This window comes from Alphaproteobacteria bacterium (assembly GCA_005883305.1).
In the GTDB taxonomy this organism is placed as follows: domain Bacteria; phylum Pseudomonadota; class Alphaproteobacteria; order Sphingomonadales; family Sphingomonadaceae; genus Allosphingosinicella.
Genome location: VBAC01000001.1, coordinates 2118883 through 2144232 on the forward strand (window position 1 = coordinate 2118883; position 25350 = coordinate 2144232).

Sequence of the window (25350 nt, forward strand, 5' to 3'; positions counted from 1 at the left end):
AAACGCCGCCACCGCTCGCGGGGTTTCTCGTTTCAGTCGAGTTAGAAGGGCCACTTTAGTCGCCGCAATTAGCCGCGGTCGCCGGTCAGAGCCAGTCGTCTAGCGCCGGCTTGACCGGGCTTGGTCGTGGCGATCGGGCTAGAGGCGGAATTGTCCCGTCGGGCATCATGAAGTGCTTTTCGAAGGCGGTGATGAGAGTATGCTCTCCGGTTTCCCAGCATGCTTGTGACACCTCCTTCGGGCCGCGCAGTGCGATGCCGTAGCGGGTCTCCTTGAGTTGGCCTTTGGCCTTCTCGAATAGCGCGAGCGCGTCCTCGCTGATTGGGGCCGTAGTCCAAAATTCGAAGGTAATCGGCAGATGCTTCCAATCGGGATGCTCCCGGATGGCCTTATAGGCGATCGGCACATTGTGCTGGAGCCAGCGTTGAAACAGCTCGTCAGGGATGGTCGCCCTCGGGCTGTATCCCTTACACTCGATCGCCGTGACCGAATGGTTCGCACGTATCGCGAGCACATCGACTTCGGCTTGGCCCCTATCCGGCACCTTGAATATCCGGTTCATCCAGATATCCCCGAGCCCGTTTCGCTTAGCGGCGTCGGCTACCATATATTCAAATAGAGTGCCGCGAAGCTGGTAGGCCGCGCCTTCGATCTTGCCAAGCGTGCTAAATAGTTCTTCGAGTTTTTCGGCATCGAATAGCGAATAGGCCGCATTGACCAGGACGCTGGTAAGCTCGCGAAGGGCGTCCGCTATCTCGGTGCCAAACAACGAAGCCGGCGTAGCTGCGATGATACCGTGCTTGCGGAGCGCAGCGAAGGCGTCGTTGTCGAAGCGTTCGGCTACGAGAATCTGCAGGCAGAAGCCAACATTGCGCAGGGCGCGCAGCGTTATGCACTTGCGGATGAATGGCATGACGCCCGCCAAGGTCATGCGCGCGGTCAGGTTGACGTCGCAGACGACAAACCCCGGCTTAGTTTCACCCTCCCTTGTGAACCGGACCATCGGCCCGAGATAAGAGGGGGCGCTCAGGTCCCACGCATGGGTGCCGACGTGCGGTAGCGGAATGTCCGAGCGCGTGGCGACCAAGTTGTAGCTTGCGATACCAAGCTTGCGGAGCCAGTCTCGGACCGCTGCGAGGAGGATGTTCTCGGTGATGAGGCGCGCGCGCATTTGGACGCTGTGTGTCGCGTAGAATTCATCCTCCTGCACGAGTGCCACGCAGTCACCCAGCACGGGCACGACAATCGTTTTGACGAGGCCCGCTTCACCCAAGCGCTGGAGGATCGTTTCCGGTGAAAGGTGTTTGAGTTGGCGCATGGGCGCGCCGCAAACGATTGGAAATTGGCGGGCGGGCACCATGCCGTCGCATTGCCGCAGCGCCGCGATCGCGTAACCCAACGCCGAGTTGTTCTTCATCAGCGCATCGGCGAGATTTTTCCAATAGGCCGGTGAGCCAAACTGCTCCTCAAGATACATAAATCGTGCATTACGTGGGAAGGACACGCCGGCGAGCCGTCGTACATTCCCACAAGCGCGTGAGAGCCGCTTTCGCGCCGTAGCTGGGGCGATCTTGGCGTGCCTCGACAGATGCGCAGCGACATCGCTCGACAGCGCGGGCCCTCGCATCTTGAGAATGTTTTCAACGAGATCGGCCAAGGTGAAAACCCATTGTCACACTGCGCTATTAATAACCATTGTCACACTGCGCTATTAATAACATGAGTACATGTACCCCTGCATCTCTTTTTTGGGATCAGAGAATACCTTTGAAATCGTTTGGCAATTTGACGCGTGAAACAGCGAGACAGGGTAAGCTGGTCACAGTCCCCGGTCACACTGCCCGTCCGTCGGGGGAAATTGTTGAGTACTAGAAATGACGCCATTGACCGCTGGTGGCGAACTGCCGCCAAACGAAAGGCCCCGCGATCGCTCGCGGGGCCTTCCTTGTTTCAGCCGTCGGGTACCCGTCAAAAATGAGAGGGGCGCGGCATCCCCCCGGATGCCGCTTTGGATCCGCTCTCATCACTTCGATGGGATCAGTCGTCATCCCGCGTCAAAAACGCCGGGGCAAACCCCGGCTCGGGCCCGTTCCGATCATCCTGAGCCTGCCTGCCCCGGCGCAGGCCGGGGTCGAAGGACGCCGCCGCGCATGTCTAACCACGGGGCAATCTCGCCAAGCCGAGGAACACCATCATCGCCCGGTTGAGCTGCCCCATGTCCGCAGGCGAAAGGCGCCCGAGCCGCTCGCGAAGCTTGCCGCGTGGAAGGGTGGTGATCTTGTCGGCCATGGCCCAACTGGGATGGCGCAGGCCGTTGCTCGCGTCGGGTTCGATCGGCGGACGGAATTCGGCGGGGCCGATGTCGGTTGTGGTGAGCGCGCAGACGGTGATCGAGGCGGTTTCGGAAAAGCTGTCGTCCTGGACAATCACCACCGGCCGCGGCTTGCGCGCATAATCGGGCCCGCCCGCCGCACTCCAGACTTCACCCCGTTTCAAGACGCTACGAGGCCTCGTCGTCCCAGAATTCGGAGATCGAATCGACGAAGGCCTGGTCGTCGGCCTCGGTCGGGCTGTTGGCGGCGGCCAGCGATTGCCGCTTCGCCTCGGCCTGGAATTCGGGCGAATTCATGTCCGGCACCCAGAACTGGACGAGCTTCATCCCCTTGGCCCGCATCCGGGCGCGGTGATCGCGAACCTTGTCGCGGGACGATGCGGCGCCGGTCGCCATGTCACTCTCCTCGGTTACATGTAACCTAGAAAATGGCGGCCCTTATGTCAAGGAAAAGGCCCCGCGAATTGCTCGCGGGGCCTTTTCCTTGTCTTCAATCATGGGTACCCGTCAAAGTACCCACTTCGATGGGATCAATCGTCATCCCGCGTCAAAAACGCCGGCGCGAACTCGGGCTCCGGCCCGTTGTCGCCGCCGCCGTGCTCGGGGCGCGGGGCGCGGTCGCCACGGCTTTCGCCGCCGCGGCCTTCGCCGCCGCCCTCGCGACGCGGACCGCGGTCGCGGTCGCGGCCGCCACCGCCGCCGCCATCGCGCCGCGGGCCACGGCCGCGGTCGCCGCCGCCGCCGTCACGGCGCGGGCCGCGATCGCCGCGCGGGCCGCGGTCGCCGCCGCCTTCGCGCGGGGGACGGGTGTCCTCCAGCTCCGCGCCGGTTTCCTGGTCGACGACGCGCATCGACAGGCGGACCTTGCCGCGCGGGTCGATCTCGAGGACCTTGACCTTGACCTCCTGGCCCTCGCTCAGGGCGTCGCGAACGTTCTCGACGCGCTCGTTCCTGATCTCCGAGACGTGGACGAGGCCGTCCTTGCCGCCCATGAAGTTCACGAAGGCGCCGAAATCGACGATGTTGACGACCTTGCCGTCGTAGATCTTGCCGACCTCGGCCTCCTCGACGATCCCGGCGATCCACTTGCGGGCCGCCTCGATCTGCGAAAGGTCGGACGACGAGATCTTGATCACGCCCTCGTCGTCGATGTCGACCTTGGCGCCGGTCTCCGCGACGATCTCGCGGATCACCTTGCCGCCGGTGCCGATGACGTCGCGGATCTTCGCCTTGTCGATCTGCATCGTCTCGATCCGCGGCGCGTGGGCCGAAAGCTCTTCGCGCGTATGGTCGAGCGCCTTGGCCATCTCGCCGAGGATGTGGGTGCGTCCCTCCTTCGCCTGGGCGAGCGCGGCCTTCATGATCTCCTCGGTGATCCCGGCGATCTTGATGTCCATCTGCATCGTGGTGATGCCCTCGGACGTGCCGGCGACCTTGAAGTCCATGTCGCCGAGATGATCCTCGTCGCCGAGGATGTCGCTGATCACCGCGAAATCCTTGCCTTCGAGGATCAGGCCCATCGCGATTCCGCCGACCGGACGGGTGAGCGGAACGCCCGCGTCCATCATGCTCAAGGATCCGCCGCAGACCGTGGCCATCGACGAGGAGCCGTTGCTCTCGGTGATGTCGGAGAGGATCCGGATCGTGTACGGGAACTCGTCATGCGTCGGGAGCACGCCTTTGAGCGCGCGCCACGCGAGCTTGCCGTGCCCGACCTCGCGCCGCCCCGGGGCGCCGAAGCGGCCCACTTCGCCGACCGAATAAGGCGGGAAGTTGTAGTGGAGCATGAAGCGCTCGTAGGAGAGGCCGGTCAGGCCGTCGATCATCTGCTCGGATTCCTTGGTGCCGAGCGTGGTGGTGCAGATCGACTGGGTCTCGCCGCGCGTGAACAGGGCCGAGCCGTGGGTGCGGGGAAGGAAGCCGACCACCGCCTCGATCGGGCGGATCTGGGTCGTCGTTCGGCCGTCGATCCTCTTGCCTTCCTTGAGGATGGCGGTGCGGACGATCTCGGCCTCGAGCTTCTTGACGAGCTTCATCGCCGCCATCTGGTCCTGCGGCGCTGAGTCGGCGAAGGCGGCCTTGGCCTTGGCGCGGGCCTCGTTCAGGGCGTTCGAGCGCTGCGACTTGTCGGTCAGCTTGTAGGCCGCGGCGATGTCCTTGCCGATCAGGTCCTTGAGCTTCTTCTTGGCGTCGCTGAGGTCGGCCTGCTCGGCCATGTCCCAGGGATCCTTGGCCGCCTTCTCGGCGAGCTTGATGATCGCCTCGATCACCTTCCTGCACTCGCGGTGGGCGAACATGACGGCGCCGAGCATGACGTCCTCGGAAAGCTCCTTGGCCTCCGATTCGACCATCATCACCGCGTCGTGGGTGCCGGCGACGACGAGGTCGAGCTGGCCTTCCCTGACCTGGTCCATGCTCGGGTTGAGCTGATACTCGCCTTGGCTGTAGCCGACTCGCGCCGCGGCGATCGGGCCCATGAAGGGAACGCCCGAAATGGTCAGCGCCGCCGAAGCCGCGATCATCGCCACGATGTCGCTCTCGGTCTCCCCGTCATAGGAGAGCACCTGAGCGATCACGTTGATCTCGTTGTAAAACCCCTCCGGAAACAACGGCCGAATCGGCCGGTCGATCAGGCGGCTCGTGAGAGTCTCCTTCTCGGTGGCGCCGCGCTCGCGCTTGAAGAAGCCGCCCGGGATTCGCCCGGCGGCCGAGAATTTCTCCTGATAGTGAACGGTCAGCGGGAAGAAATCCTGTCCTTCCTTGACGCTCTTGGCGGCGGTCACCGCGCAGAGAACGACCGTCTCGCCGTAGGTCGCGAGAACCGCGCCATCGGCCTGGCGGGCAACTCGGCCCGTTTCGAGAGTGAGGGTCTTGCCGCCCCACTCGATTTCAACTTTCTTCATGTCAAACATCTGATTTCCTTAAACTCCCGCGCGCCCTATGCGGCGGGGGCCTCTATTGCGGGCTCCATGGCCCGCGTCTTCTCGGACCCCTATGGTCCGTCCCCGCCGCCCGCCGAATTGCAGGCGCCGGATATGCGAAGCGGCCCCTCTAGGGCCGCTTCTGGTTACTTGCGAAGGCCGAGCTTCGCGATGAGTGCGGTGTAGCGCTCGCTGTCCTCGCGCTTCAGATAATCGAGCAGCGAACGACGCTTGTTGACGAGCATCAGAAGGCCGCGCCGGGAGTGATTGTCCTTGGCGTGCGTCTTGAAATGCTCGGTGAGGTTGGTGATCCGCTCGGTGAGGATCGCGACCTGCACCTCGGGAGAACCGGTGTCGCCCTTCGACTGGGCGTTGTCCTTGATGATCTTCTGCTTGCGCTCGGCTGTCACCGACATCGTCAATTCCTTTCGAAAGTCACAGGTTGAAGCCGCGCACCACGCGAAGCATTCCTTCGCTGAGCTCGACAAGCGCGACCGGTCTTTCCTGGTCGATCGCGAGGTGGAGCCCCGGCTGTGCGGCGATCCCGATCAAAACGCGCCCCTGGCGGAGCGCCCCTGCCTGATCGGGCGTGACGGGTAGAGCCGGGATGTCGTCCAGCCCCGCCGTCAGCGGCAGGAGGTGTTGTTCAAGGGTGCGGCCCTTAGAGGCCTCAGCCAATTTGTCCAGCGAAATCGCGGAATCGAGGCCGAACGGGCCGGCCCTCGTCCGCCGCAACATGGTAACGTGGCCGACGCTTTCCAAGGCCCGGGCGATGTCGCGGGCAAGCGAGCGGATGTAGGTACCCTTGGAGACCCGGGCGACGAGGGTGACGCATTCCTCCCCGGAACGGGAAGGGGGACCATGCGCAGCATGGTGGAGGGGCCGGGTCCTTGCCATGCTCGCCGTCCTCGCGACCCCACCACCACCGGCTTCGCCTGCGGTCCCGCTCCCCGTTCCGGGGAGGATTTCGAGGTCGCGGATCGTGACCCTTCGGCTCGCCAGTACCACCTCTTCGCCCGCCCGCGCCAGATCGTAGGCGCGTTTCCCATCCACCTTCAGCGCGGAGAAAGCCGGCGGAACCTGCTCGACGGCGCCGGTGAAGCGGGGCAGCACCGCTTCGATCTCGGCCCGCGTCGGGCGCTTGTCGGAGGTCGCGACCACGACGCCCTCTCGGTCCAGCGTATCGGTCTCCTCGCCGAAGCGGATGGTGAATTCGTAAACCTTGTCGGCGTCGAGCATCCGGCCGGAAAGCTTGGTCGCTTCGCCGAGCGCGATCGGAAGGACACCGCTGGCCAGCGGATCGAGGGTCCCACCATGGCCGACCTTTACCCTGGAATAGCAGCCCTCGCGAAGCGCGCGCTTGACCGCGCCGACCACCTGCGTGGAGCCGGCCCCGACGGGCTTGTCGATGATGATCCAGCCGTGCACGTCGCCGCTTACCGGCGCGTGCTGGTCCTATCGGCTCTGGGCGCGAGCTCCTCGGGAAGCAGGCCTCTGATCTGGGGGATTGGCGGGTGCTGCGGCGCGGGCGGCACCTCGACCCGGCCGGCCGCGATGAGCGCGAATGCGGTGAAAAGCGGACTGACCATGAAAAACCTCCCCGAGCCTCAGGTGGATATGGGGACAGGTTTTTCGGCTTCAATAAGCTGCGCTTCGCGGGCGATGGCGAGGCGCAGCTGCTCGCCCTCCACTTCGGCGATCCGCTCCATGAAATGGCGGCGGCAGAGCGAGATGTAGCGGTCGTTGCCGCCGATCTCGATCGACTTGCCCTGGCTGACCGCGCGCCCCCCGGCATCGACGCGCAGGTTCATCGTCGCCTTGCGCCCGCACTCGCACACCGCCTTGAGCTCGACCAGGGTGTCGGCGAGCGCGAGCAGGTGGGCGCTGCCTTCGAACAGATTGGCTTGGAAATCGGTCCTGAGGCCATAAGCGAGCACGGGAATGTCGAGCTCGTCGCAGATCGAGGCGAGCTGGACGACCTGGGCCCGGGTCAGGAACTGCGCCTCGTCGAGCAGCAGGCAGTGGAGCTTGCGCTTCTTGAGCTCCTCCTCGACCTCGGCGCGGATGTCGGTCTCGCGATCGAACAGATTGCCGCCGATCTGAAGGCCGATGCGCGAGGCGATCACGCCTTGCGCGATCCGGTCGTCGATCGCCGCGGTGTAGAGCATCGTGTGCATGCCGCGTTCGCGATAGTTGAAATCCGCCTGAAGCAGGGTCGTCGATTTGCCGGCGTTCATCGACGCATAATAGAAATAGAGCTTGGCCACGCGCGGCAGCTTAGCGCGCCAGCGCCGGTTGGGAAGCCTGGGCTAGGGCCGGTAGCCCGGAGGCGCCTCCGAATCGGTCACGCTCGCGACCTGACAGCGCCATCCCTGGGCGCGAACCGCGCTGTAGCGGTCGAAATCGCCGTTCGGCGCAGCCTCGAAGCGCACGTTGGAGCGCTGGGCGAGGCGGGGACATTCGGCCTGCAGCCTGGCGTAATACCAGCGGCCGGTGTCGGCCTGGATGTAGAGGCCGCGAACGCCGTCGGGGCGCCAGTCGAGGAAATGGCCCATGCGCGGCACGCGAGTTTCGCGCGGCGCATCGGCGGCCGACGGGCCGGCCACGGCCGGGGCGGCGCCGATCAGGGCCGCGGCGATCAAGGTCTGTTTGAGCATCCCGATCCTCCCATTGTTCGCGCGCGCCTGTGCCCGCGCGCGCATGAACGGCTGATGAGCGGGTCTAGCCCAGGCCGGCGAGCCACGCCATCAGGGCGATCACCCATTGCACAGGCGGCACGACCAGGCGCGCGACGATGTCCGCCTCGGGCGCCATCCAGGGCACGATCACCAGGAGAAAGATCAGCAGCGGAAAGCCGAACCGGCCCAGCCGCCTGTAGCGCAGGGCCAGCGATCTCGGCAGCAGGCCTTCGACCACATGGCCGCCGTCGAAGGGCGGGATCGGCAGAAGGTTGAAGACGGCTAGAAACACGTTGATCAGCAGAAAATTGATCAGGTTCGTCTCGAGGAAGATCCAGCCGATCCCCTCCACCGGAGCGATCCACCGCAGCAATGCCAGGGCGAAGGCCGCGACCGAAGCGAGGAGCAGGTTCATCCCCGGCCCAGCGAGCGCGACGAGCATCATGTGCAGCCTTGGCCTGCGCATCCGGCGGGCCACAACCGGCACCGGCTTCGCCCACCCGAACACCGGCGCGCCGCTCACCGCGAGCACCAGCGGAAGGATGACGGTGCCGACCGGATCGACATGACGCACCGGATTGAGGCTGAGGCGCCCTTTTCGCTTTGCCGTGGGATCGCCGAACGCAAGCGCGGCCCAGCCGTGCGAGACTTCGTGAAGCACGATCGCGAAGACCAGCGGAACGATCCACGTCGCCGCGTGGAACAGGACATGGTCAGGGGCGATCGCGGCCATTTTCCCATTCCCCCGCCAGGATCGAAAACAGCACGGTGTCGCGGACGTGGCCGGTCCAGGTGATCCGGTCGGCGCGGAGCACGCCTTCGCGCACCGCGCCGAGCTTGGCCATCGCCGCCTGGCTTCGCCCGTTGCGCGAATCGACCTTGAACTCGATCCGCCGAAAGCCGCACCCAACCGCCCGGCGGATCATCAGGTCCTTGACCCGGCGGTTGAAGCCGGTGCCGCGCATCTTGGGCACGTAATAGGTATTGCCGATCTCCAACGCCCTGCGCTCGGCATCGACGTTGATGTAGCAGCTCATGCCGACCAGCGCGCCGTCCGAGAGGATCGCGAAACGGCGCCAGCGCTCGAGGCCCATGACCTTGTCGAAGGTCTCGTCGAAATGGTCGGGATCCCAGGATGTGGCGTAGATCGGCCAGATTTCCGGATCCTCGGCGCAGGCGGCTCTCAACGCGTCGCGGTGCGTTTCGACGAGCGGCTCAAGCCGTATCTCACCGGCCGCCATCGCGTCGCCAAGCTCGATCACCGGATCCAGGTGTCCCCGATGCCCACCACGCGCCAGCCGCCTTCGCTGCGCTGCAGAGCATAGATGCCGCCATTGCCGCAGATCGGCCCGCAGGCGAAATCGACCGCGACGAAGGCGGTGTCGCCGACGATGGCGGGGATTGAAAGGCTAAGCTGCGCGCAATCGTCGTTCGGCCGCTGGAGCCGGAGCGGGGCCGGGACCATCGCCGCATCGACCTGCCTTAGGCTGACGGCGACCGCATTTTCGGCCTCGGCGCGGCGAGCGTCGAGCTGGGCCGCCAGGTCCGGCGCGAGCGCGGCCGGCAGCGGCACCGGCTCCTGCCGCGGCTCGCGGCGGCGCTGGCGGCGCTCGCCGGGCTCGGGCTGGGGCCGGACGGGCCGCAGCACCGCGGGAACGGGCGGCTCGTGCCACTGGAAGCGAATGCGGACCGCCCGGTCCGGCGCCATCCCGTCCTCCTCGCCGGGAGCGGGCGGCAGGCCGGCGAGCGGCGCCGCGACGCAGGTCTGGGCCCCGCTTTCGGGGCCGCGCGCCCTGGCTTCCTGGGCCAGTACTGCGGAGATCACCGCGCGCGCGTCGTCAGCGGATTGCGCGGAAAGCGGTGCTGCGAGCATGGCCGCGGCGAGGAACAGGACCCTAATCCGCATCGCGTTCCAGGTCCCGCGCCACTTCGGGCGCGCGCAGCAGCTTGTCGATATGGCTTCCCTCGTCGAAGCTCTCGTCGAGCAGGAATTTCAGCTTCGCGGCATATTTGGTGTTCACCCGTCGCGCGACCTCGCTCTGGAGGTAGGCGGTGTGGGTCCTGAGCGCCTTGAGCACTTCTTGCGCATTCGAGCCCAGGAGGGGCATGACGAAGGCGGTGGCGTGCCTGAGGTCCGGCGACATGCGCACCTCGCTGACCGAGACCATGTGGCTCGCCAGCGTCTCGTCATGGACGTCGCCGCGCATCAGGATGTCGGACAAAGCATGGCGCACCTGCTCGCCGACGCGGAGCAGCCGGACCGAACGGCCTTCGGGGGTTTCGGTTTGACGCGCCATTTCCACTCCCTCTCCCCTCTGGGGAGAGGGCCGGGGAGAGGGGGAGTCCCCAGCCGATCAATCTTAAGGAGACTGCCCCTCTCCCTTCGCGGCTTCGCCGCTCTTTCCTCTCCCCAAAGGGGCGGAGGGTATTACAGCGTGCGCTCCCGCTCTTCCACCTCGTAGGTCTCGAGGAAGTCGCCCGCCTTGATGTCGGTATGGCCTTCGAAGGTCACGCCGCATTCGAGGCCGGCGCGAACCTCGGCCACGTCGTCCTTGAACCGGCGAAGCGAGGCGATCGAGCCGTTGTAGACGATCACGTCGTCGCGGGTGATTCGGGCCTTGAGCGCCTTGCGGATGAAGCCCTCGGTGACCAGGAGCCCGGCCGCCTTTCCGTGCTTGCCCGCCGAGAAGACCTCGCGGACCTCGGCGCGGCCGACGACGTTCTCGATCATCAGCGGACCAAGCTCGCCGGCCATCGCCGCCTTCACCGCGTCGGTCAGATCGTAGATGACGTCGTAATATTGCATGGCGACGCCCTGCCGCTCGGCAATCTCGCGCGCCTTGGCGTTGGCGCGGACGTTGAAGCCGATGATCGGCGCGCCGGAAGCGCCCGCCAGAGTGACGTCGCTTTCGGTAATTCCGCCGACGCCGGCGTGGAGCACGCGGGCCTTGATGTCCTCGTTGGAGATCTTGTTGACCGCGTTGACGATCGCCTCGACCGAGCCCTGAACGTCGCCCTTGATGACCAGCGGGAACTCGACCGCCTGCTTCTCCTTGAGCGCCGAGAACATCGTGTCGAAGCTGGCCGGCGCGTTGGTGGTGCGCCGGGTGTCGATCACGCTCTGGCGGTAGGCGGCGACCTCGCGGGCGCGCGCCTCGTTCTCGACGACGCTGAGCACGTCGCCGGCGGAGGGCACGCCCGAAAGGCCGAGCACCTCGACCGGGAAGCTCGGACCGGCCGTCTTCACCTGGCGGCCGTGATCGTCGATCATCGCCCGGACCTTGCCCGAGATCGGCCCGGCGACGAAGATGTCGCCGACCTTGAGCGTGCCGCGCTGGATGAGCACGGTGGCGAGCGGGCCGCGGCCCTTGTCGAGCTTGGCCTCGACCACCGCGCCTTCGGCGGGGCGGTCGGGATTGGCCTTGAGCTCGAGCAATTCGGCCTGGAGCGCGATCGCCTCGAGCAGCTTGTCGAGATTGGTCTTCTTCAGCGCCGAGACCTCGACGTCCTGAACGTCGCCGGACATCTCCTCAACGATCACCTCGTGCTGGAGCAGCTCCTCGCGGACCTTCTGGGCGTTGGCGCCGGGCTTATCCATCTTGTTGATCGCCACGATCATCGGCACGCCGGCCGCCTTGGTATGGTTGATCGCCTCGATCGTCTGCGGCCTCAGGCCGTCGTCCGCAGCCACCACCAGGATGACGATGTCGGTGACGTTGGCGCCGCGCGCCCGCATCTCGGTGAAGGCCTCGTGGCCCGGCGTGTCGAGGAAGGTGATCTTCGACTTGTCGGGCAGGCCCACCTGATAGGCGCCGATATGCTGGGTGATTCCGCCGGCCTCGCCCGAGACGACGTTGGCGCCGCGGATCGCGTCGAGCAGGCTCGTCTTGCCGTGGTCGACGTGGCCCATGATCGTGACCACCGGCGGACGCGATTGCAGAGTCTCGGCCGCGTCCACGTCCTCTTCGTGCTGGATATCGACGTCGGCCTCGCTGACGCGCTTGATGTTGTGGCCGAACTCGGTGACCAGCAGCTCCGCCGTGTCCTGGTCGATGACCTCGTTGACGGTGACCGGCATGCCCATCTTGAACAGCGACTTGACCAGGTCGGCGGCGCGCTCGGCCATCCGGTTGGCGAGCTCGCCGACGGCGATCGCCTCGGGCACCACCACGTCGCGGACCTGCTTGGCCGACGGGCCGGTCTGCATGTGGGCGCGCTTTTCCTTCTCTCGCGAGCGCTTGAGCGCGGCGAGGCTGCGTGCGCGGGCGTCGCCGTCCTCGCCGAGCGCCCGGCTGACGGTGAGCTTGCCGCGCTCGCGGCGGTGCTCCTCGCGGCCGCGGGTCGGGCGCGCGGGCTCTGGGCGCTTGGCGGGAACGTGGCCGTGGCCGTGGCGCGGACGGGGACGATCGTCGTCCTCCTCGGCCGCGGCCGGCGCGGCCGGTGCCGGTTGCGGCTCCGCGGCCTTGCGCGCTTCCTCCTCGGCGGCGAGACGAGCGGCCTCGGCGGCGTCTTCCTCGGCCTTGCGATTGTCCTCGGCGCGGCGCTTTTCCTCGTCGGTCTGCGCCTTGGCCTGCTTGTCCTCGCGGCGACGCGCGTCCTCGAGCGCCTGCATGCGCTGCTCTTCGGCCTCCCGCATCAGGCGCGCCGAACGCTCCTGCGCGGTCTCGCTGCTGGCGGGACGCGGCGCGGGCTTCGGCGCGGGTGCCGGCTCGGGAGCGCGCGCGACCGGGGCCGGCGCCTCGACGGGTTCCGGCTTCGGCGCTTCCGCCTCGCCCGGACGGCCGAGGATGCGGCGCTTCTTGACCTCGACGACGACGGTGTTCGAGCGGCCGTGGCTGAAGCTCTGCTTCACCTTGCCGGTCTCGACCGTGCGCTTGAGGCCCAGCGGCGCGCGGGCACCCAGCTTCGGCTTGTCAGTCGTATCGCTCACTCAAAATCCTTCTTTTCATCCAAAGCCGCAGCATCCGGCGCTTCCGCCGACGCGGCACTTAGCCCAACCTCACGTCCGATAAAAGCGCGCCACCGGCCGAGCGCGTGGCCGACACGCGCCGCCGCGGCCCGATCGATGATGGCGATATGTACCACATTCTCGCGACCGAGGGCCAATGACAATATGGCCCTCGTCGCCGGCAAAACCAGCCCCTGACGGCCGCTGCCTTCCTCTTCGAGGCCGACCCGCCAGGCCTGATCGAGCTTGCGCCGCCCTTCTTCCCGCGCATCCTCGGCGTGGAGCAGCAGCTCGACCTGGCCCCGGCGCGCCGCGACTTCGATCTTCTCGGCGCCGAGGATGAGGTACCCGGCGCGCGCTTCGAGGCCGAGCCGGTCGAGCGCGGACTGGCGCAGCGCCGCCTCGGTCCGTTCGCCGAGATCCTCCGGAATGGCGAGCGCGCCCGTCTTGAACGCCCGCGACAAGGCGCCGCGCAACTTGCCCTTGGCCTGAGCCGTATCGAGCGTCGGACGGTCGACCCCGATCCACGCGCCCCGGCCCGGCGCACGGGCGCGCACGTCGGGCGCGATCTCGCCGTTCGGGCCGAGCGCGAGGCGCACCAGTTCGTCCCGCGAAGCCTTGCGGCCGCTCAGGATGCAGGTGCGCTCGGGGCTGTGGGGTTCAGCCTTATCCAAGGCCACCTCCCGCCGTTCGTGTCGAGCGAAGTCGAGACATCCTGTCGAGCGAAGCGAGATGAAGAGCCTCGGCTTCGCTCGGCTGGGTCCCTCGACCTCGCTCGGGACGAACGGAATTAGGATTCCGCTCTAGCGTCTCATTGGGGAGTTTCCGCATTCGCGTCCTCCCCGGACTTCTCGTCCTCGTCCTCGAACCAATGGGCGCGAGCGGCCATGATGATCTCGTTGCCCTGCTCGTCACTGAGGCCGTAGTCGGCGAGCACGCCGCCCTTGTCCTCGGTTCGGTTGCTCTCGCGCTGGCGGCGCTGCTCGGGGCGCTTCTTCTGCACCAGCTCGTCGGTGGCGAGGTCGGCGAGGTCGTCGAGCGTCTTGATCCCGGCCTTGCCCAAAGTGACCAGCATCGCCTCGGTGAGATAGGGCATCTCGGCCAGCTCGTCGGAGACGCCGAGCGCGCGGCGCTCCTCGCGGGCCGCCTCCTCCTGGCGCTGCAGCGCTTCCTGGGCGCGGTTCTGAAGCTCGGTGGCGAGCTCGTCGTCGAAGCCCTCGATGCCCGAAAGCTCGTCGAGCTCGACATAGGCGACCTCTTCCAGCGCGCCGAAGCCCTCGGCAACGAGCAACTGGGCCAGAGTCTCGTCGACGTCGAGCTCCTTCTGGAACAGCTCGGAGCGCTCGACGAACTCGCGCTGGCGCTTCTCGCTCGAATCCGCCTCGGTCATGATGTCAATCGCCGAGCCGGTCAGCTGGCTGGCGAGGCGCACGTTCTGGCCGCGGCGGCCGATGGCGAGACTGAGCTGGTCGTCGGGGACGACCACCTCGATCCGGCTCTCCTCTTCGTCGATGACGACGCGCGCGACCGTGGCCGGCTGAAGCGCGTTGACGACGAAGGTGGCGAGGTCCTCGGACCAGGGGATGATGTCGATCTTCTCGCCCTGAAGCTCCTGGACGACGGCCTGGACCCGGCTGCCCTTCATTCCGACGCAGGCGCCGACCGGATCGATCGAGCTGTCGTGGCTGAGCACGCCGATCTTGGCGCGGCTGCCCGGATCGCGGGCCGCGGCCTTGATCTCGATGATGCCGTCGTAAATCTCCGGGACCTCCTGAGCGAACAGCTTCTTCATGAAGTCCGGATGGGCTCGGGAGAGGAAGATCTGGGGCCCGCGATTCTCGCGGCGGACGTTGGAGATGATCGAGCGGGTGCGGTCGCCGACGCGAAGCACCTCGCGCGGGATCTGCTGGTCGCGGCGGATGACGCCCTCGGCGCGGCCGAGATCGACGACGACGTGGCCAAACTCGACGCGCTTGACGACTCCGGTGATGATCTCTCCGGCCCGCTCCTTGAATTCCTCATATTGCCGCTCGCGCTCGGCATCGCGGACCTTCTGGAAGATGACCTGCTTGGCGGCCTGGGCGGCGATCCGTCCGAACTCGATCGGCGGCAGCGGATCGACGATATAATCGCCGACCACCGCTCCGGGCTGAAGCTTCTGGCTGTCCTCGAGGCTGACCTGCTTGAAATAGTCCTCGACCTCCTCGACCACTTCGACGACCCGCCACAGGCGAAGGTCGCCCGAGGTCGGGTCGAGCTTGGCGCGGATGTCGTTCTCGGCGCCGTAGCGGGCACGGGCGGCGCGCTGGATCGCATCCTCCATAGCCTCGATCACGATCATCCGGTCGATCAGCTTCTCGCGCGCGACGGCGTCGGCGATGGCGATCAGCTCGGCCTTGTTGGCGGAGACGGCGCCGGGCGCTGCGGGTGCTTCGGTAGCCATATCGGTCAATCCTGTCCTTCTGTGTCTTCGATCTGTTCGATAGTGTCGGCACCGTCCGCGCTGAGCGGGGCGGTCGCCGCGATGAGCCTGTCGGTCAAGATCAGCTTGGCCGAATGAATGGAGTCGAGCGGCAGGCGGGTCTCGCCCGCGCCCGGAACGTCGATCAGCACGTCGTCGCCCGCGATGCCGAGCAACGCGCCCGAAAGCTGCTTCCTGCCGTTCACCTTCTCGGCCAGGCCGATCCGCGCCTCATGGCCCTTCCAGTCCTCATAGTCCTGGCGCCGGGTCAGTGGCCGGTCGATTCCGGGCGAGGAGACTTCGAGCCGATAATCCTCGGAGAGGTGCTCATGCCGCTCGGCGATGCGCCGGTGCAGTCGTTCGCAATCCTCGATCGTCAGCTGGCGCGTGTCGGGGCGCTCGGCCATGATCTGGATCGTCGGGTCGGACGTGCCACCGGTCATCTTGACGCGCACGAGCGCGAGCCCCTCGGCTTCCACCTCGGGCGCAATCAACCGCGTCAATTCGGCGATGTCCGCCATCCGATCTCCAAAACCAAAGCCTTCCCGCCGCCGGCCCCGTCTCCGGGACCGACCTCAACGTCTGACGATGTCGAGAAAGGCAGGGGCTATATAGGAGGCAGTGGAGGGAGGGGCAAGCCGTATCGGCAAGCGGCTTCGGTGGGCATCGCAGCGCCCGCCGCCGATTTCGTTATCGTCTGGGCGCCGCCACGTTGACGGGGGAGCTGGCCTTCAGTTCCTCCAGTCCGCGAACGCTGGCGCGGGCCCAGTGGCGGAAGAGTTGCTCGAAGTCCGCCCGGTTGCTGACGCTGGTGCGCAGGGCCGCCATGTTGTCTCCGGCAAGGCGCTGATCAAAGGCGCGGCCGAGCAGCGCTCCGCTCAGCGAATCGCGCGCTTCGATCACCAGGGTCGCTTCGCCCGCCTCGACCGAATAGCTGCGCGTGCGGCCCGCGCTCATCTGGTCCGGCGCCGCGACGTAGAGGTTGAGGACGCCGGTCCTGAGCCGAAGCACGTCCGGACCTGGCTGGGTCACCACTTCGTAGCCGGCGTTGCGATAGGCGTCGGCGAAGATCTGGCCGAAGCCGGTGCGGAACTGATCGGCCGCGCGCTGGACGGCTTCGTCGCCGATACGGCGGCCTGTGCCGACCGTCCGGTTGTAGTTGCGCACGAAGTTGCGCCGGAATGCGACCTCGGTCGGATCGAGCATCACCTTCGTATAGGCGCGGAAGTCGACGTCGGGCAGCAGGTAGAGCACGTCGGCGCGTGCGCCCTCGATCTTCGTCAGCCCCTCTATCGTTTCCGGGTCCTGGGCCGCGAGGGGGGTCATTGCCAGCAGGCCGGCGGAGATGGAAAGCAGGAGGAGCTTCATTCCACGGCTATAGCGCCCCAAGCGCCGCCGCTCCCTAGGGGCTTTCCCCGGCTTGCGCAGCGAATCACCCCCAAGCGGTGGTGGCGCGGACGTGAAGCGAGCTTCGTCCGCTGGCATGGACTGCGCGATCCGGCCGCGTTGAATACGATAGCGCCCGAGGCTAGAGCTGCGCCCATGTCCTTGCTTCGCCTCGCTTTCGTGCCGCTCCTTCTTGGCGCCTGCAGCAGTGGAGACGCCGTCGTCCAGGCGCAAACGGCGGACCGTCCTTTTCTCGTCGAGGACGTCGCCCGTTTCAACGAGCCGTGGGCGATGACCTTCCTTCCCGACGGCTCGGCCCTGGTAACCGAGAGGCGCGGCCGATTGCTGCTGTGGCGCCGGGACCGCACGGCAATTGCGGTGGCCGGCGTTCCGGCGGTCTCCTACGGCGGCCAGGGCGGCCTCGGCGACGTCGTCCTTCATCCCGGCTTTGCGGCCAATCGCATCGTCTATCTGAGCTTCGTCGAGGCCGGCGAGAACGGAATCCGCGGCGCGGCCGTCGGCCGGGGGCGCCTCACGTTCGAGGGCGGCGAAGCGCGGCTCTACGGTTTCGCGGTGATCTGGCGCCAGCAGCCGAAGGTCGAGGGCGGCGGCCATTTCTCGCATCGCATCGCCTTCGGGCCGGACGGCCTGCTCTACATCAGCTCGGGCGAGCGGCAGAAATTCGATCCGGCGCAGGACATGGCCGCCAATCTCGGCAAGGTCGTGCGCCTCAACGACGACGGCAGCCCTGCCGCGGGCAATCCTTTCGCCGGCCGCGGCGGAGTCACCGACCAGATCTGGACGCTTGGCCACCGCAACCTGCTCGGGTTGGCCTTCGCACCCGACGGCAACCTCTGGGAGGTCGAGATGGGGCCCCAAGGCGGCGACGAGCTCAACCTGATCCAGCGGGGACGCAATTACGGCTGGCCGCGCGCCTCCAACGGCAGCCATTACGACAATCGCGACATTCCCAATCACACCCCGGGCGACGGTTTCGAGCCGCCGAAAGTCTGGTGGAACCCGTCAATCTCCCCGTCGAGCCTGATGATCTACAGCGGCGCGATGTTCCCCGCGTGGCGCGGCGACGCGCTGATCGGCGCGCTCTCGGGCGAGGCGCTGATCCGCGTCGACATCGACGGCACGAGCGCGCGCAAGGCCGATCAGTGGGCCATGGCCGCGCGCATCCGCGAGGTCGAGCAGGCGGCGGACGGCTCGGTCTACCTGTTGACCGACGGCGACAGCGGCGGGCGGATGCTGAGGCTGACACCGCGCCGGTGAAGCGCGCCTATTTCAGGCCGCGATAGGTAACCCAGGCGTAAGCGATCACGGCCGCGGCAAGCAAAAGCGAGATCAGCACCATCGCACGGCTCTTGCGGCCGCTGACGATCTGATAAGTGCCGTTCGCCGCTGCGACCGCCCCGAAGGCGAGGATCGCCCAGAACAGCGTCAGCACCATTTGCGCCTGTTCCGGCTTGGCCTCGAAGGTCGATCCGTCGACCTCCTCCCCGGCGTGGAGAAGCGCTGGCGTCATGTTCCAGGTGATCGCGCCCATCAGGCCGAGCAGAAGCACGCCGCAGAGCAGCAGAAGGACGCCGCGCATGCGGATGTTCCGCGAGCTTCGCATCACCCACCCGCATCGGGGGCATTTCGCGACATTGCCTTCGGCCGTCGCATTGCAGACCGGTGACAGGCAGGTGCTGATGTCGGCCATGATCCCCTCCGCTCCGAAGCGGAGGCTACACCCTTCGGTAGCGAAAATACCAGACCTCGCGGCCCTCGCGCCGGGCCTTGGCCTCGTAGCGGGTCTCGGGCCAGCCGCCCGGACGCGTCAGAAAATCCTTCGCGCTCTCAGCGAGCCATTCGAAGTCGCTGCGCCGGTTCATGATCATCATCGCCCAGCGGCAATAAGTGCGGTCGTCGGTGCCGAGGCGGAATTCGCCGCCCGGTTCGAGCTTGGCGGCGATCAGGTCGAGCGGACCGTGATTGATCATGCGCCGCTTGGCGTGGCGCGCCTTGGGCCAGGGATCGGGGTGGAGCAGGTAGACGAAGCGCAGCGAGGCGTCGGGCACTCTCTCCAACACTTCGAGCGCGTCGCCCATGTGCAGCCGTACATTGCCAAGCGCCTTGTCGCGAATGTGCATCAAGGCGCCGGCGACGCCGTTGAGGAAGGGCTCCGCGCCGATGAAGCCGTGATCGGGAAGCAGGTCGGCGCGATAGGCGAGATGCTCGCCCGCGCCGAAGCCGATTTCGAAGTGCAGAGGGCGGGCATCGCCGAACAGGGTCCGGGAGTCGAGCGGGCCTTCCTCCGGCACGCTGAGCCGGGGCAGCAGGCGCTCGACCAAGTCGCTCTGGCCGGCGCGCAGCGGCCGTCCCTTGGAGCGGCCGTAGAGGCGGCGGATGGCAGCGGGATCGTTCATAATGCGGGGCCTGCTATCCTGCTTTGACACGAGTCAGCAAGCGACACATCGACGTCCCGTTTGCATTTTCATATGAAACATGCTCATATAAAAATGCAAAGGAGAAGCCAGATGAAGATAGTTCAGCTTGAATGCGAGGACGGGAAGCACATTGAGATTTTGGAAGCCGTGAAGGGCTTGAGCCGAAACGCTAAGGTATTTCAGATTGAAAAGGTGCCCGACTTGCCAAGCGCAGAAAGGGAGTTCGAGGACCGCGCTCAAGCGATCGCAAAATGGATCAGGCCGCGCTCGAACCAGCCTATGCGCCTCGAAACACTTGAGTTCGTTTTGAACGGGGGTAACACGTGGTTCGATCAGAATGGTGAGTCTGATCCGGCGTTACGCAATGCGACCGGCGCACTTTCAAAAGCGCTGCGCAAGTTTGCTCCCTGGCAGGAGTCGCCCTTGGAGATCCTCTGCGATAGGCAGCGAGTGATGGTGTCAAACGGTCCTTTCAAGGGTCGTTATCAAGGCACTCGCTATTCGCCGACGCCTCTCGGGAGGCGTGTTCGGGACATCCTGACGGAGTGGGGTGTGCTCCGGCACCGAGCGAAGGCCAAAAAGTAGAGTCAGGGACTTCCGAACAGGCCCTTGTGCGCCTCGCGCAACGCCGCCTTTTGAACCTTGCCCATCGCGTTCCTAGGCAGCGCGTCAGCGAAGAGAATATGGCGGGGCCGCTTGAAGCGGGCGAGATCGGCGATTCCGGCGAGGATCGCAGCTTCGTCGAGCGAAGGGTCCGTCCGGGTCACCACCGCGACGACCGCTTCGCCGAGATCGGGATGGGGCACGCCGATCACCGCGCTTTCGCCGACGCCGGCAAGCGCGTCGATCGCCAGCTCGATCTCCTTGGGATAGATATTGAGCCCGCCGGCGATGATCAGATCCTTGGCGCGGCCGACGATCGAGACTCGCCCGTCCTGCGCCATCGTCGCCATGTCGCCGGTGACGAACCAGCCGCCCGGCCGCATCTCCTCGGCCGTCGTCTCCGGCTGGCGCCAATAGCCCCTGAACAGATTGGGGCCGCGTATCTGAAGCACCTCATCGACGATGCGCGCCTCGACGCCCGGGAGAGGATAGCCTACCGTGCCGGGAATGCGCTCGCCTTCATAGGGGTTGGAGCAGATCATCCCGGCCTCGGTCATGCCGTAGCGTTCGAGAATGCGGTGGCCGGTCCGCGTTTCGAATTCGCGGAAGGTCGCATCGAGCAGGGGCGCCGAACCGCTGACGAACAGGCGCATGTTCGCCGCGGCCTCCCGGGTCAGGAGCGGACTGGCGAGCAGCCGCGTGTAGAAGGTGGGGACGCCCATCAGGATCGTGGCGCGGGCCATGTCGTCGATCACCGCGTCGGACTCGAAGGCCGAGTGCCAGAGCATCGCCGAGCCGTTGAGCAGCGCGCCATGAAGCGCCACGAACAGGCCGTGGACGTGATAGATGGGAAGCGCGTGGATCAGCACGTCGCCCGCCTGCCAACGCCAGGCATCCTTCAGCACCAGAGCGTTCGACGCGAGATTGTCGTGGGAGAGCATCGCCCCCTTGGAGCGCCCGGTCGTTCCCGAGGTGTAGAGGATCGCCGCGAGGTCGTCCGGTCCGCGCGGGACCGTCTCGAATTCGGCGGCCTCGCCTTCGAGATCGTCAAGGGCGCGGTGGCCGGACGCGAAGACCAAAGCCGGTTCGGAGTCCTCGACGAACCAAGCCAACTCGACGGCTGTATAGGCGGTGTTGAGCGGGACGTAGACCAGCCCGGCCTTGAGGCTGGCCAGATAGAGCAGGGCGCTTTCGACCGACTTTTCCGCCTGGACGAGGATTCGCTCCCCGGGCCGAGCGCCAAGCCGAGCCAGCGCCGCGGCATAGCCGCCGACCGCACGGTCCAGCTCGGCATAGGTCAGCCGAATCCGGTCGCCTTCGATGAAGGCCGGCCTGTCCCCCGCCGCCTCGGCGGCCGCGGAAAACAGGCCGTAGAGATTCCCGGTCAGACCGCCGCCTTCAGCCGATCGACCAGGTCGGTCTTCTCCCAGCTGAACAGATCGCCTTCGGCCTTGCGCCCGAAATGGCCGTAGGCCGCGGTCTTCTGGTAGATCGGCTTGTTGAGCCCGAGATGGGTGCGGATGCCCTTGGGCGTCAAGCGGACCAAGGTCGGCAGCACGGCCTCCAGCTTCTCCGCGGTGGCGCCGTTGAGCTCGGTGCCGTGAAGATCGACGTAAAGCGACAGCGGCTCGGCCACTCCGATCGCGTAGCTGAGCTGGATCGTGCAGCGCTTGGCGAGGCCCGCGGCGACGACGTTCTTGGCGAGGTAGCGGGTAACGTAGGCGGCCGAGCGGTCCACCTTGGTCGGATCCTTGCCGCTGAACGCGCCCCCGCCGTGCGGCGCCGCGCCGCCATAGGTGTCGACGATGATCTTGCGCCCGGTGAGGCCCGCGTCGCCGTCCGGCCCGCCGATCTCGAAGCTGCCGGTCGGATTGATATGATACTGGGTGTCGTTCGAGAGCAAGTCGGCCGGGATGACGTCTGCGACGACGCCTTTCACATAGGCGTGGAGCTCGGCCTCCTTGTCGCCCTGGTCGTAGCCCTTGGCGTGCTGGGTCGAGACGACCACCACGGTGGCGGCGACCGGCTTGCCGCCCTCGAACTTCAGGGTCACCTGGCTCTTGGCGTCGGGCTCCAGGAACGGGGCCGCGCCCGAATGGCGGTCGGCGGCCATGCGCTCGAGGATCTTGTGGCTGTAATAGAGCGTGGCCGGCATCAGGTCCGGAGTCTCGTCGCAGGCGAAGCCGAACATGATCCCCTGATCGCCGGCGCCCTCGTCCTTGTTGCCCTTCTCGTCGACGCCCTGCGCGATATGCTCCGACTGGCCGTGGAGGTTGTTCTCGAAGCGGAAGCTCTCCCAGTGGAAGCCCGATTGCTCGTAGCCGATCCGCTTGACCGTCGCTCGGACGGTCCGCTCGATCTCCTCCTCGGCGCCGGGAGCCCAGCGATCGTTCTCGTAGACGCCCTTGCAGCGGATCTCGCCGGCCAGCACGACGAGCTGGGTCGTGGTCAGAGTCTCGCAGGCGATGCGCGCCTCGGGATCCTTGGACAGGAACAGATCGACGATGGCGTCGGAAATCTGGTCGCTGACCTTGTCGGGATGGCCCTCGGACACCGATTCGGACGTGAAGAGATAATTGCTGCGCATTGCTGGGCTCGGTCCTTCGTGAAGGGGAATTGCGGATATAAAGATATCTTTATGTGCGGTGCGCGCTAGCGCCTTTTGCGCTCCACTGCAATCGCCGCTGCGACGAGCAGCAGAGCGAAAGCAAAGCAGAGGAGGTTGCCGAACCGCGCGAACGGCGTCGGGGGCGCGGCCAGCGGCAGGCGCGCGTCGATCGCGCCCGCCTGGCCGAGTGCGAGGCTGTGGAGGAGGCGCCCCTGCGCGTCGATCACGGCGGAAATGCCGGTCGGCGTCGCCCGGAGCACCGGCAGCCCCTCCTCGATCGCTCTGAGGCGCGCCTGGGCGAGGTGCTGGGGCGGGCCCCAGGCGCCGAACCAGGCATCGTTCGACGGATTGAAGATGAAGTCCGGCCGGTGTGCCTGATCGACGACGTTTCCGGAGAAGATCATTTCATAGCAGATTTGGATTCCAGCGCGGCCGAAGACGCCGAGATCGAGCGTGCGCGGCCCCGGGCCGTCGCGGAAATCGAGATCGCCCGGGGCAAGCCGCGACAGCCCGATCGCCGAGAGGATCGGCCGCATCGGCAAATATTCGCCATAGGGAACGAGGTGCGCCTTGTCGTAGCGCCCGCGCAGCTCGCTGCCGGGAGTCAACACGTAGAGGCTGTTATAGGCCGCCGCCGCATGGCCGTCCGGCCCGAAGACCGGCTCGACTCCGCCGAGCAGCAGCAGGTCGCGCGGACCGAGCAGCGCGGCGAGGCGCTGTCGCGCGCCCGGTTCGACGGAGAGGAAATCGGGAGTCGCCGCTTCCGGCCAGAGCAGCAGCCGCGGCTCGGGGCCGGGGCGGCCCGAAAGGCTCGCCTGCCGCCGGAAATTTTCCTCCTCGTAGCCCGGCTCCCACTTGTTCTGCTGGCCGATATTGGGCTGAACGATTCGGATCGCCGCGCCGCGCTCGCCCGACGGCGCTGCGTTCAGCGCCCAGGCGAGGCCGGAGCCGGCGAAGATCGCGAGGACCAGCCAGCAGGCCGCCTTCTTGCCGCCGAGATTGCCCAGCGCGAGGCGCAGCGCGCCCGCCGCGAGAACCGCCACGGCGGAAAGGCCGTAGGTTCCGATCATCGGCGCCAGCCAGGATGCGCCGGTGGGAAGAAGGGCGACTCCGACCGGATTCCAGGCGAAGCCGGTGAACAAGGTGCCGCGCAGCCATTCGGTGACGATCCAGGCCGCGGCGAGGACTAGGACCAGCTTGGGCGCGCTCCCTCTTCCCCAACGCCAGGCGAGGCCGGCCGCCGCCGCGGGATAGACGGCGAGGTAGAGCGAGAGCAGCACCACCGCGAGCCAGCCGAGCCAGGCCGGCATCGCCGCCTGATAGGTGAAGGCGGTGGCGATCCAGTTGAGCCCCAGCGCGAACTGCCCGGCTCCGAACCACCATCCCCGCGCGAGCGCGGAGCGCAGCGAGGGCGCCTCGCCGACCAGCCAGAGAAAGGCGGCGAAGGCGGCGAGCGTCAGCGGCCACAGGCCCAGCGGAGCGAAGCCGAGCGCCGAGACGAGGCCCGCGAGGAGGGAGAGCAGAAGGGCCTTCATTTTCGCGGCGCTACCGAGGCGCCGCCGGGACCGTCAAGCGCGCTCGCGGACGGAGAATAAGTTGAGGAAGTTGAGGCTTGCCAACAGTCGGTTACGGGCCGGGCCGAAGCAGGGCCGCCCGCGGGGCGCACGGCCGCGGAAACGGGGGCCAAGCCCAGCGACAAGCAGGCGGGCGATTCGAGCGGGGAGTTCATCCGGCAGGATAGAACATAAGCGGTATGCTGTAGGGAAGGCTTTTTTGAGGTGCCGCGTTCGAATCATTCTCTCGCTCATCCTTGAGGAGGGACTGAGCCTGTCCTTCGATACGCGTCTTCGACAAGCTCAGCCGCTACTCAGGATGAGGACATGGTTGATGTGGCGCTCTTGCTCCAACCATTGACCGCCGCCAGCGCCGGCGGCTAACGGCGCGCTTTCCCCGAAAGCCGGAGCCGTTCATGCCTGAGACCCGCCTCGATGTCCTGTGCATCGGCAACGCCATCGTCGACATCATCGCCGAGGCGACCGACGCCTTTCTCGACTCCGAGGGGCTGACCAAGGGCATGATGCGGCTGATCGACGCCGACGAGGCGGTTCGGCTCTACGACCATATGGGGCCGGCACGCGAGGTCAGCGGCGGATCGGCGGGCAATACCGCCGCCGGAATCGCCGCCCTCGGCGGGCGGGCGGGCTTCGTCGGCCAGGTCGCGCCCGACCAGCTCGGCGAATTCTACATCCACGACCTCACCGCCACCGGCGTCGAGTTCACCACGGCGCCCGCCGATTTCGGCGTTCCGACGGCGCGATCGATGGTCCTGGTGACCCCGGACGGGCACCGCACGATGAACACCTTCCTCGGCGCCGCCCAGCATCTGCCGGTCGAGGCGCTCGACGAGGCCCAGATCGAAGGCGCCGCGGCGATCTACCTCGAAGGCTATCTGTGGGATCCGCAGACTCCGCGCTACGCGATGGTCAAGGCGATCGACGTCGCCCGCCGGGCGGGGCGCAAGGTCGCCTTCACCCTTTCCGACACCTTCTGCATCGACCGCCACCGCGACGGCTTCAACGGCCTGATCGACGGCGGCAAGATCGACATCCTGTTCGCCAACGAGGCCGAGATCCAGGCGCTGGCCGGCGTGCCGCATTTCGAGAGCGCCGTTTCGTCGGTGCAGGACAAGGTCGAGACCCTGGTCGTCACCCGCAGCGAGAAGGGCGCGATCGCCGTCCAGCGCGGGGTGCGCGCCGAAGTCGCCGCCGAACCAGTCGCGGCGGTGGTCGACACGACCGGCGCCGGCGACCTGTTCGCCGCCGGCTTCCTCGCCGGCCAGGCGCAGGGCCGCGGCCTGCAGGAGAGCCTCCGCCTGGGCGCGATCGCCGCGGCCGAGGTGATCTCCCATTATGGCGCCCGGCCGGAAGCGGATCTCAAGGCGCTGGCGGCGGCGCGGTTCGGCTAAGGCGTTATCG

General features: G+C 66.7%; 25 protein-coding genes. 3 read left to right on the top strand and 22 right to left on the bottom strand.

All coding sequences use genetic code 11. The features are described 5' to 3' along the window. Positions 1 to 85: 85 nt before the first annotated feature. From E6G92_10515 to E6G92_10595, 17 genes are all read right to left on the bottom strand, one after another. The gene (locus tag E6G92_10515) at positions 86 to 1657 is read right to left on the bottom strand and encodes an NERD domain-containing protein (GenBank protein TMJ20159.1); all 1572 of its coding nucleotides are present in this window, start codon (positions 1655 to 1657) and stop codon (positions 86 to 88) included. Between the two features lie 497 nt (positions 1658 to 2154). Then, a complete protein-coding gene (locus E6G92_10520) occupies positions 2155 to 2496 on the bottom strand; it encodes a type II toxin-antitoxin system PemK/MazF family toxin (protein TMJ20160.1) in 342 nt (113 codons plus the stop codon). Between the two features lie 4 nt (positions 2497 to 2500). After that, positions 2501 to 2728: a DUF3018 family protein gene (locus E6G92_10525; protein ID TMJ20161.1), complete on the bottom strand. Its 228-nt coding sequence runs from the start codon at positions 2726 to 2728 to the stop codon at positions 2501 to 2503. Between the two features lie 134 nt (positions 2729 to 2862). Beyond that, positions 2863 to 5244, bottom strand: coding sequence for a polyribonucleotide nucleotidyltransferase (pnp, locus tag E6G92_10530; protein TMJ20162.1), 2382 nt, complete (start codon positions 5242 to 5244; stop codon positions 2863 to 2865). A gap of 155 nt (positions 5245 to 5399) precedes the next feature. Continuing rightward, positions 5400 to 5669: a 30S ribosomal protein S15 gene (rpsO, locus tag E6G92_10535; GenBank protein ID TMJ20163.1), complete on the bottom strand. Its 270-nt coding sequence runs from the start codon at positions 5667 to 5669 to the stop codon at positions 5400 to 5402. Positions 5670 to 5688: 19 nt separating this feature from the next. Next, on the bottom strand, positions 5689 to 6681 hold the full coding sequence (gene truB, locus E6G92_10540; GenBank protein TMJ20164.1) for a tRNA pseudouridine(55) synthase TruB: 993 nt from the start codon (positions 6679 to 6681) through the stop codon (positions 5689 to 5691). A 179-nt stretch (positions 6682 to 6860) separates the two neighbouring features. Beyond that, positions 6861 to 7520 (bottom strand): thymidine kinase, encoded by a 660-nt coding sequence (locus E6G92_10545; GenBank protein ID TMJ20165.1) that lies wholly within the window; start codon positions 7518 to 7520, stop codon positions 6861 to 6863. 42 nt (positions 7521 to 7562) lie between these two features. Then, entirely contained in the window at positions 7563 to 7910 is a 348-nt protein-coding gene (locus tag E6G92_10550) for a hypothetical protein (GenBank protein TMJ20166.1), read from the bottom strand. A 64-nt stretch (positions 7911 to 7974) separates the two neighbouring features. Then, positions 7975 to 8655 (bottom strand): site-2 protease family protein, encoded by a 681-nt coding sequence (locus E6G92_10555; GenBank protein ID TMJ20794.1) that lies wholly within the window; start codon positions 8653 to 8655, stop codon positions 7975 to 7977. Continuing rightward, positions 8645 to 9172: a GNAT family N-acetyltransferase gene (locus E6G92_10560; protein ID TMJ20793.1), complete on the bottom strand. Its 528-nt coding sequence runs from the start codon at positions 9170 to 9172 to the stop codon at positions 8645 to 8647. The genes E6G92_10555 and E6G92_10560 overlap by 11 nt, the downstream gene beginning before the upstream one ends. A gap of 17 nt (positions 9173 to 9189) precedes the next feature. Beyond that, the gene (locus E6G92_10565; protein TMJ20167.1) at positions 9190 to 9837 is read right to left on the bottom strand and encodes a hypothetical protein; all 648 of its coding nucleotides are present in this window, start codon (positions 9835 to 9837) and stop codon (positions 9190 to 9192) included. Then, positions 9827 to 10228 (bottom strand): 30S ribosome-binding factor RbfA, encoded by a 402-nt coding sequence (rbfA, locus tag E6G92_10570; protein TMJ20168.1) that lies wholly within the window; start codon positions 10226 to 10228, stop codon positions 9827 to 9829. The genes E6G92_10565 and rbfA overlap by 11 nt, the downstream gene beginning before the upstream one ends. Positions 10229 to 10359: 131 nt before the next feature. Continuing rightward, positions 10360 to 12861, bottom strand: coding sequence for a translation initiation factor IF-2 (gene infB / locus E6G92_10575; GenBank protein TMJ20169.1), 2502 nt, complete (start codon positions 12859 to 12861; stop codon positions 10360 to 10362). Next, positions 12858 to 13553 carry a DUF448 domain-containing protein gene (locus E6G92_10580; protein ID TMJ20170.1) on the bottom strand — a complete coding sequence of 232 codons (696 nt, stop codon included), beginning with the start codon at positions 13551 to 13553 and terminating at the stop codon, positions 12858 to 12860. The genes infB and E6G92_10580 overlap by 4 nt, the downstream gene beginning before the upstream one ends. Before the next feature lie 137 nt (positions 13554 to 13690). Further along, the gene (gene nusA, locus E6G92_10585; protein ID TMJ20171.1) at positions 13691 to 15322 is read right to left on the bottom strand and encodes a transcription termination/antitermination protein NusA; all 1632 of its coding nucleotides are present in this window, start codon (positions 15320 to 15322) and stop codon (positions 13691 to 13693) included. 5 nt (positions 15323 to 15327) lie between these two features. Beyond that, positions 15328 to 15861 (bottom strand): ribosome maturation protein RimP, encoded by a 534-nt coding sequence (gene rimP, locus E6G92_10590; GenBank protein TMJ20172.1) that lies wholly within the window; start codon positions 15859 to 15861, stop codon positions 15328 to 15330. 169 nt (positions 15862 to 16030) lie between these two features. Then, positions 16031 to 16708, bottom strand: coding sequence for a DUF3313 domain-containing protein (locus tag E6G92_10595; GenBank protein TMJ20173.1), 678 nt, complete (start codon positions 16706 to 16708; stop codon positions 16031 to 16033). Positions 16709 to 16882: 174 nt separating this feature from the next. Here E6G92_10595 and E6G92_10600 point away from each other — a divergent pair, with 174 nt between their 5' ends. Next, positions 16883 to 18004 carry a PQQ-dependent sugar dehydrogenase gene (locus E6G92_10600; protein ID TMJ20174.1) on the top strand — a complete coding sequence of 374 codons (1122 nt, stop codon included), beginning with the start codon at positions 16883 to 16885 and terminating at the stop codon, positions 18002 to 18004. A 7-nt stretch (positions 18005 to 18011) separates the two neighbouring features. Here E6G92_10600 and E6G92_10605 read toward each other — a convergent pair whose 3' ends face one another. Further along, positions 18012 to 18437 carry a hypothetical protein gene (locus E6G92_10605; protein TMJ20175.1) on the bottom strand — a complete coding sequence of 142 codons (426 nt, stop codon included), beginning with the start codon at positions 18435 to 18437 and terminating at the stop codon, positions 18012 to 18014. A 25-nt stretch (positions 18438 to 18462) separates the two neighbouring features. Then, a complete protein-coding gene (gene trmB, locus E6G92_10610; protein ID TMJ20176.1) occupies positions 18463 to 19143 on the bottom strand; it encodes a tRNA (guanosine(46)-N7)-methyltransferase TrmB in 681 nt (226 codons plus the stop codon). Between the two features lie 111 nt (positions 19144 to 19254). On the opposite strand from trmB, the gene E6G92_10615 reads away from it, so the two are divergent. After that, positions 19255 to 19749 (top strand): hypothetical protein, encoded by a 495-nt coding sequence (locus E6G92_10615; protein ID TMJ20177.1) that lies wholly within the window; start codon positions 19255 to 19257, stop codon positions 19747 to 19749. A gap of 2 nt (positions 19750 to 19751) precedes the next feature. Here E6G92_10615 and E6G92_10620 read toward each other — a convergent pair whose 3' ends face one another. The 3 genes from E6G92_10620 to lnt all read right to left on the bottom strand — a co-directional run bounded on the left by E6G92_10620 (position 19752) and on the right by lnt (position 23910). Beyond that, on the bottom strand, positions 19752 to 21155 hold the full coding sequence (locus E6G92_10620; protein TMJ20178.1) for a malonyl-CoA synthase: 1404 nt from the start codon (positions 21153 to 21155) through the stop codon (positions 19752 to 19754). Continuing rightward, positions 21152 to 22354, bottom strand: a complete 1203-nt coding sequence (locus E6G92_10625) for a methionine adenosyltransferase (GenBank protein ID TMJ20179.1) — start codon at positions 22352 to 22354, stop codon at positions 21152 to 21154. The genes E6G92_10620 and E6G92_10625 overlap by 4 nt, the downstream gene beginning before the upstream one ends. A 65-nt stretch (positions 22355 to 22419) precedes the next feature. After that, on the bottom strand, positions 22420 to 23910 hold the full coding sequence (gene lnt / locus E6G92_10630; protein TMJ20180.1) for an apolipoprotein N-acyltransferase: 1491 nt from the start codon (positions 23908 to 23910) through the stop codon (positions 22420 to 22422). A gap of 434 nt (positions 23911 to 24344) precedes the next feature. Here lnt and E6G92_10635 point away from each other — a divergent pair, with 434 nt between their 5' ends. After that, entirely contained in the window at positions 24345 to 25340 is a 996-nt protein-coding gene (locus E6G92_10635) for an adenosine kinase (protein TMJ20181.1), read from the top strand. The last annotated feature ends 10 nt before the right edge of the window (positions 25341 to 25350 follow it).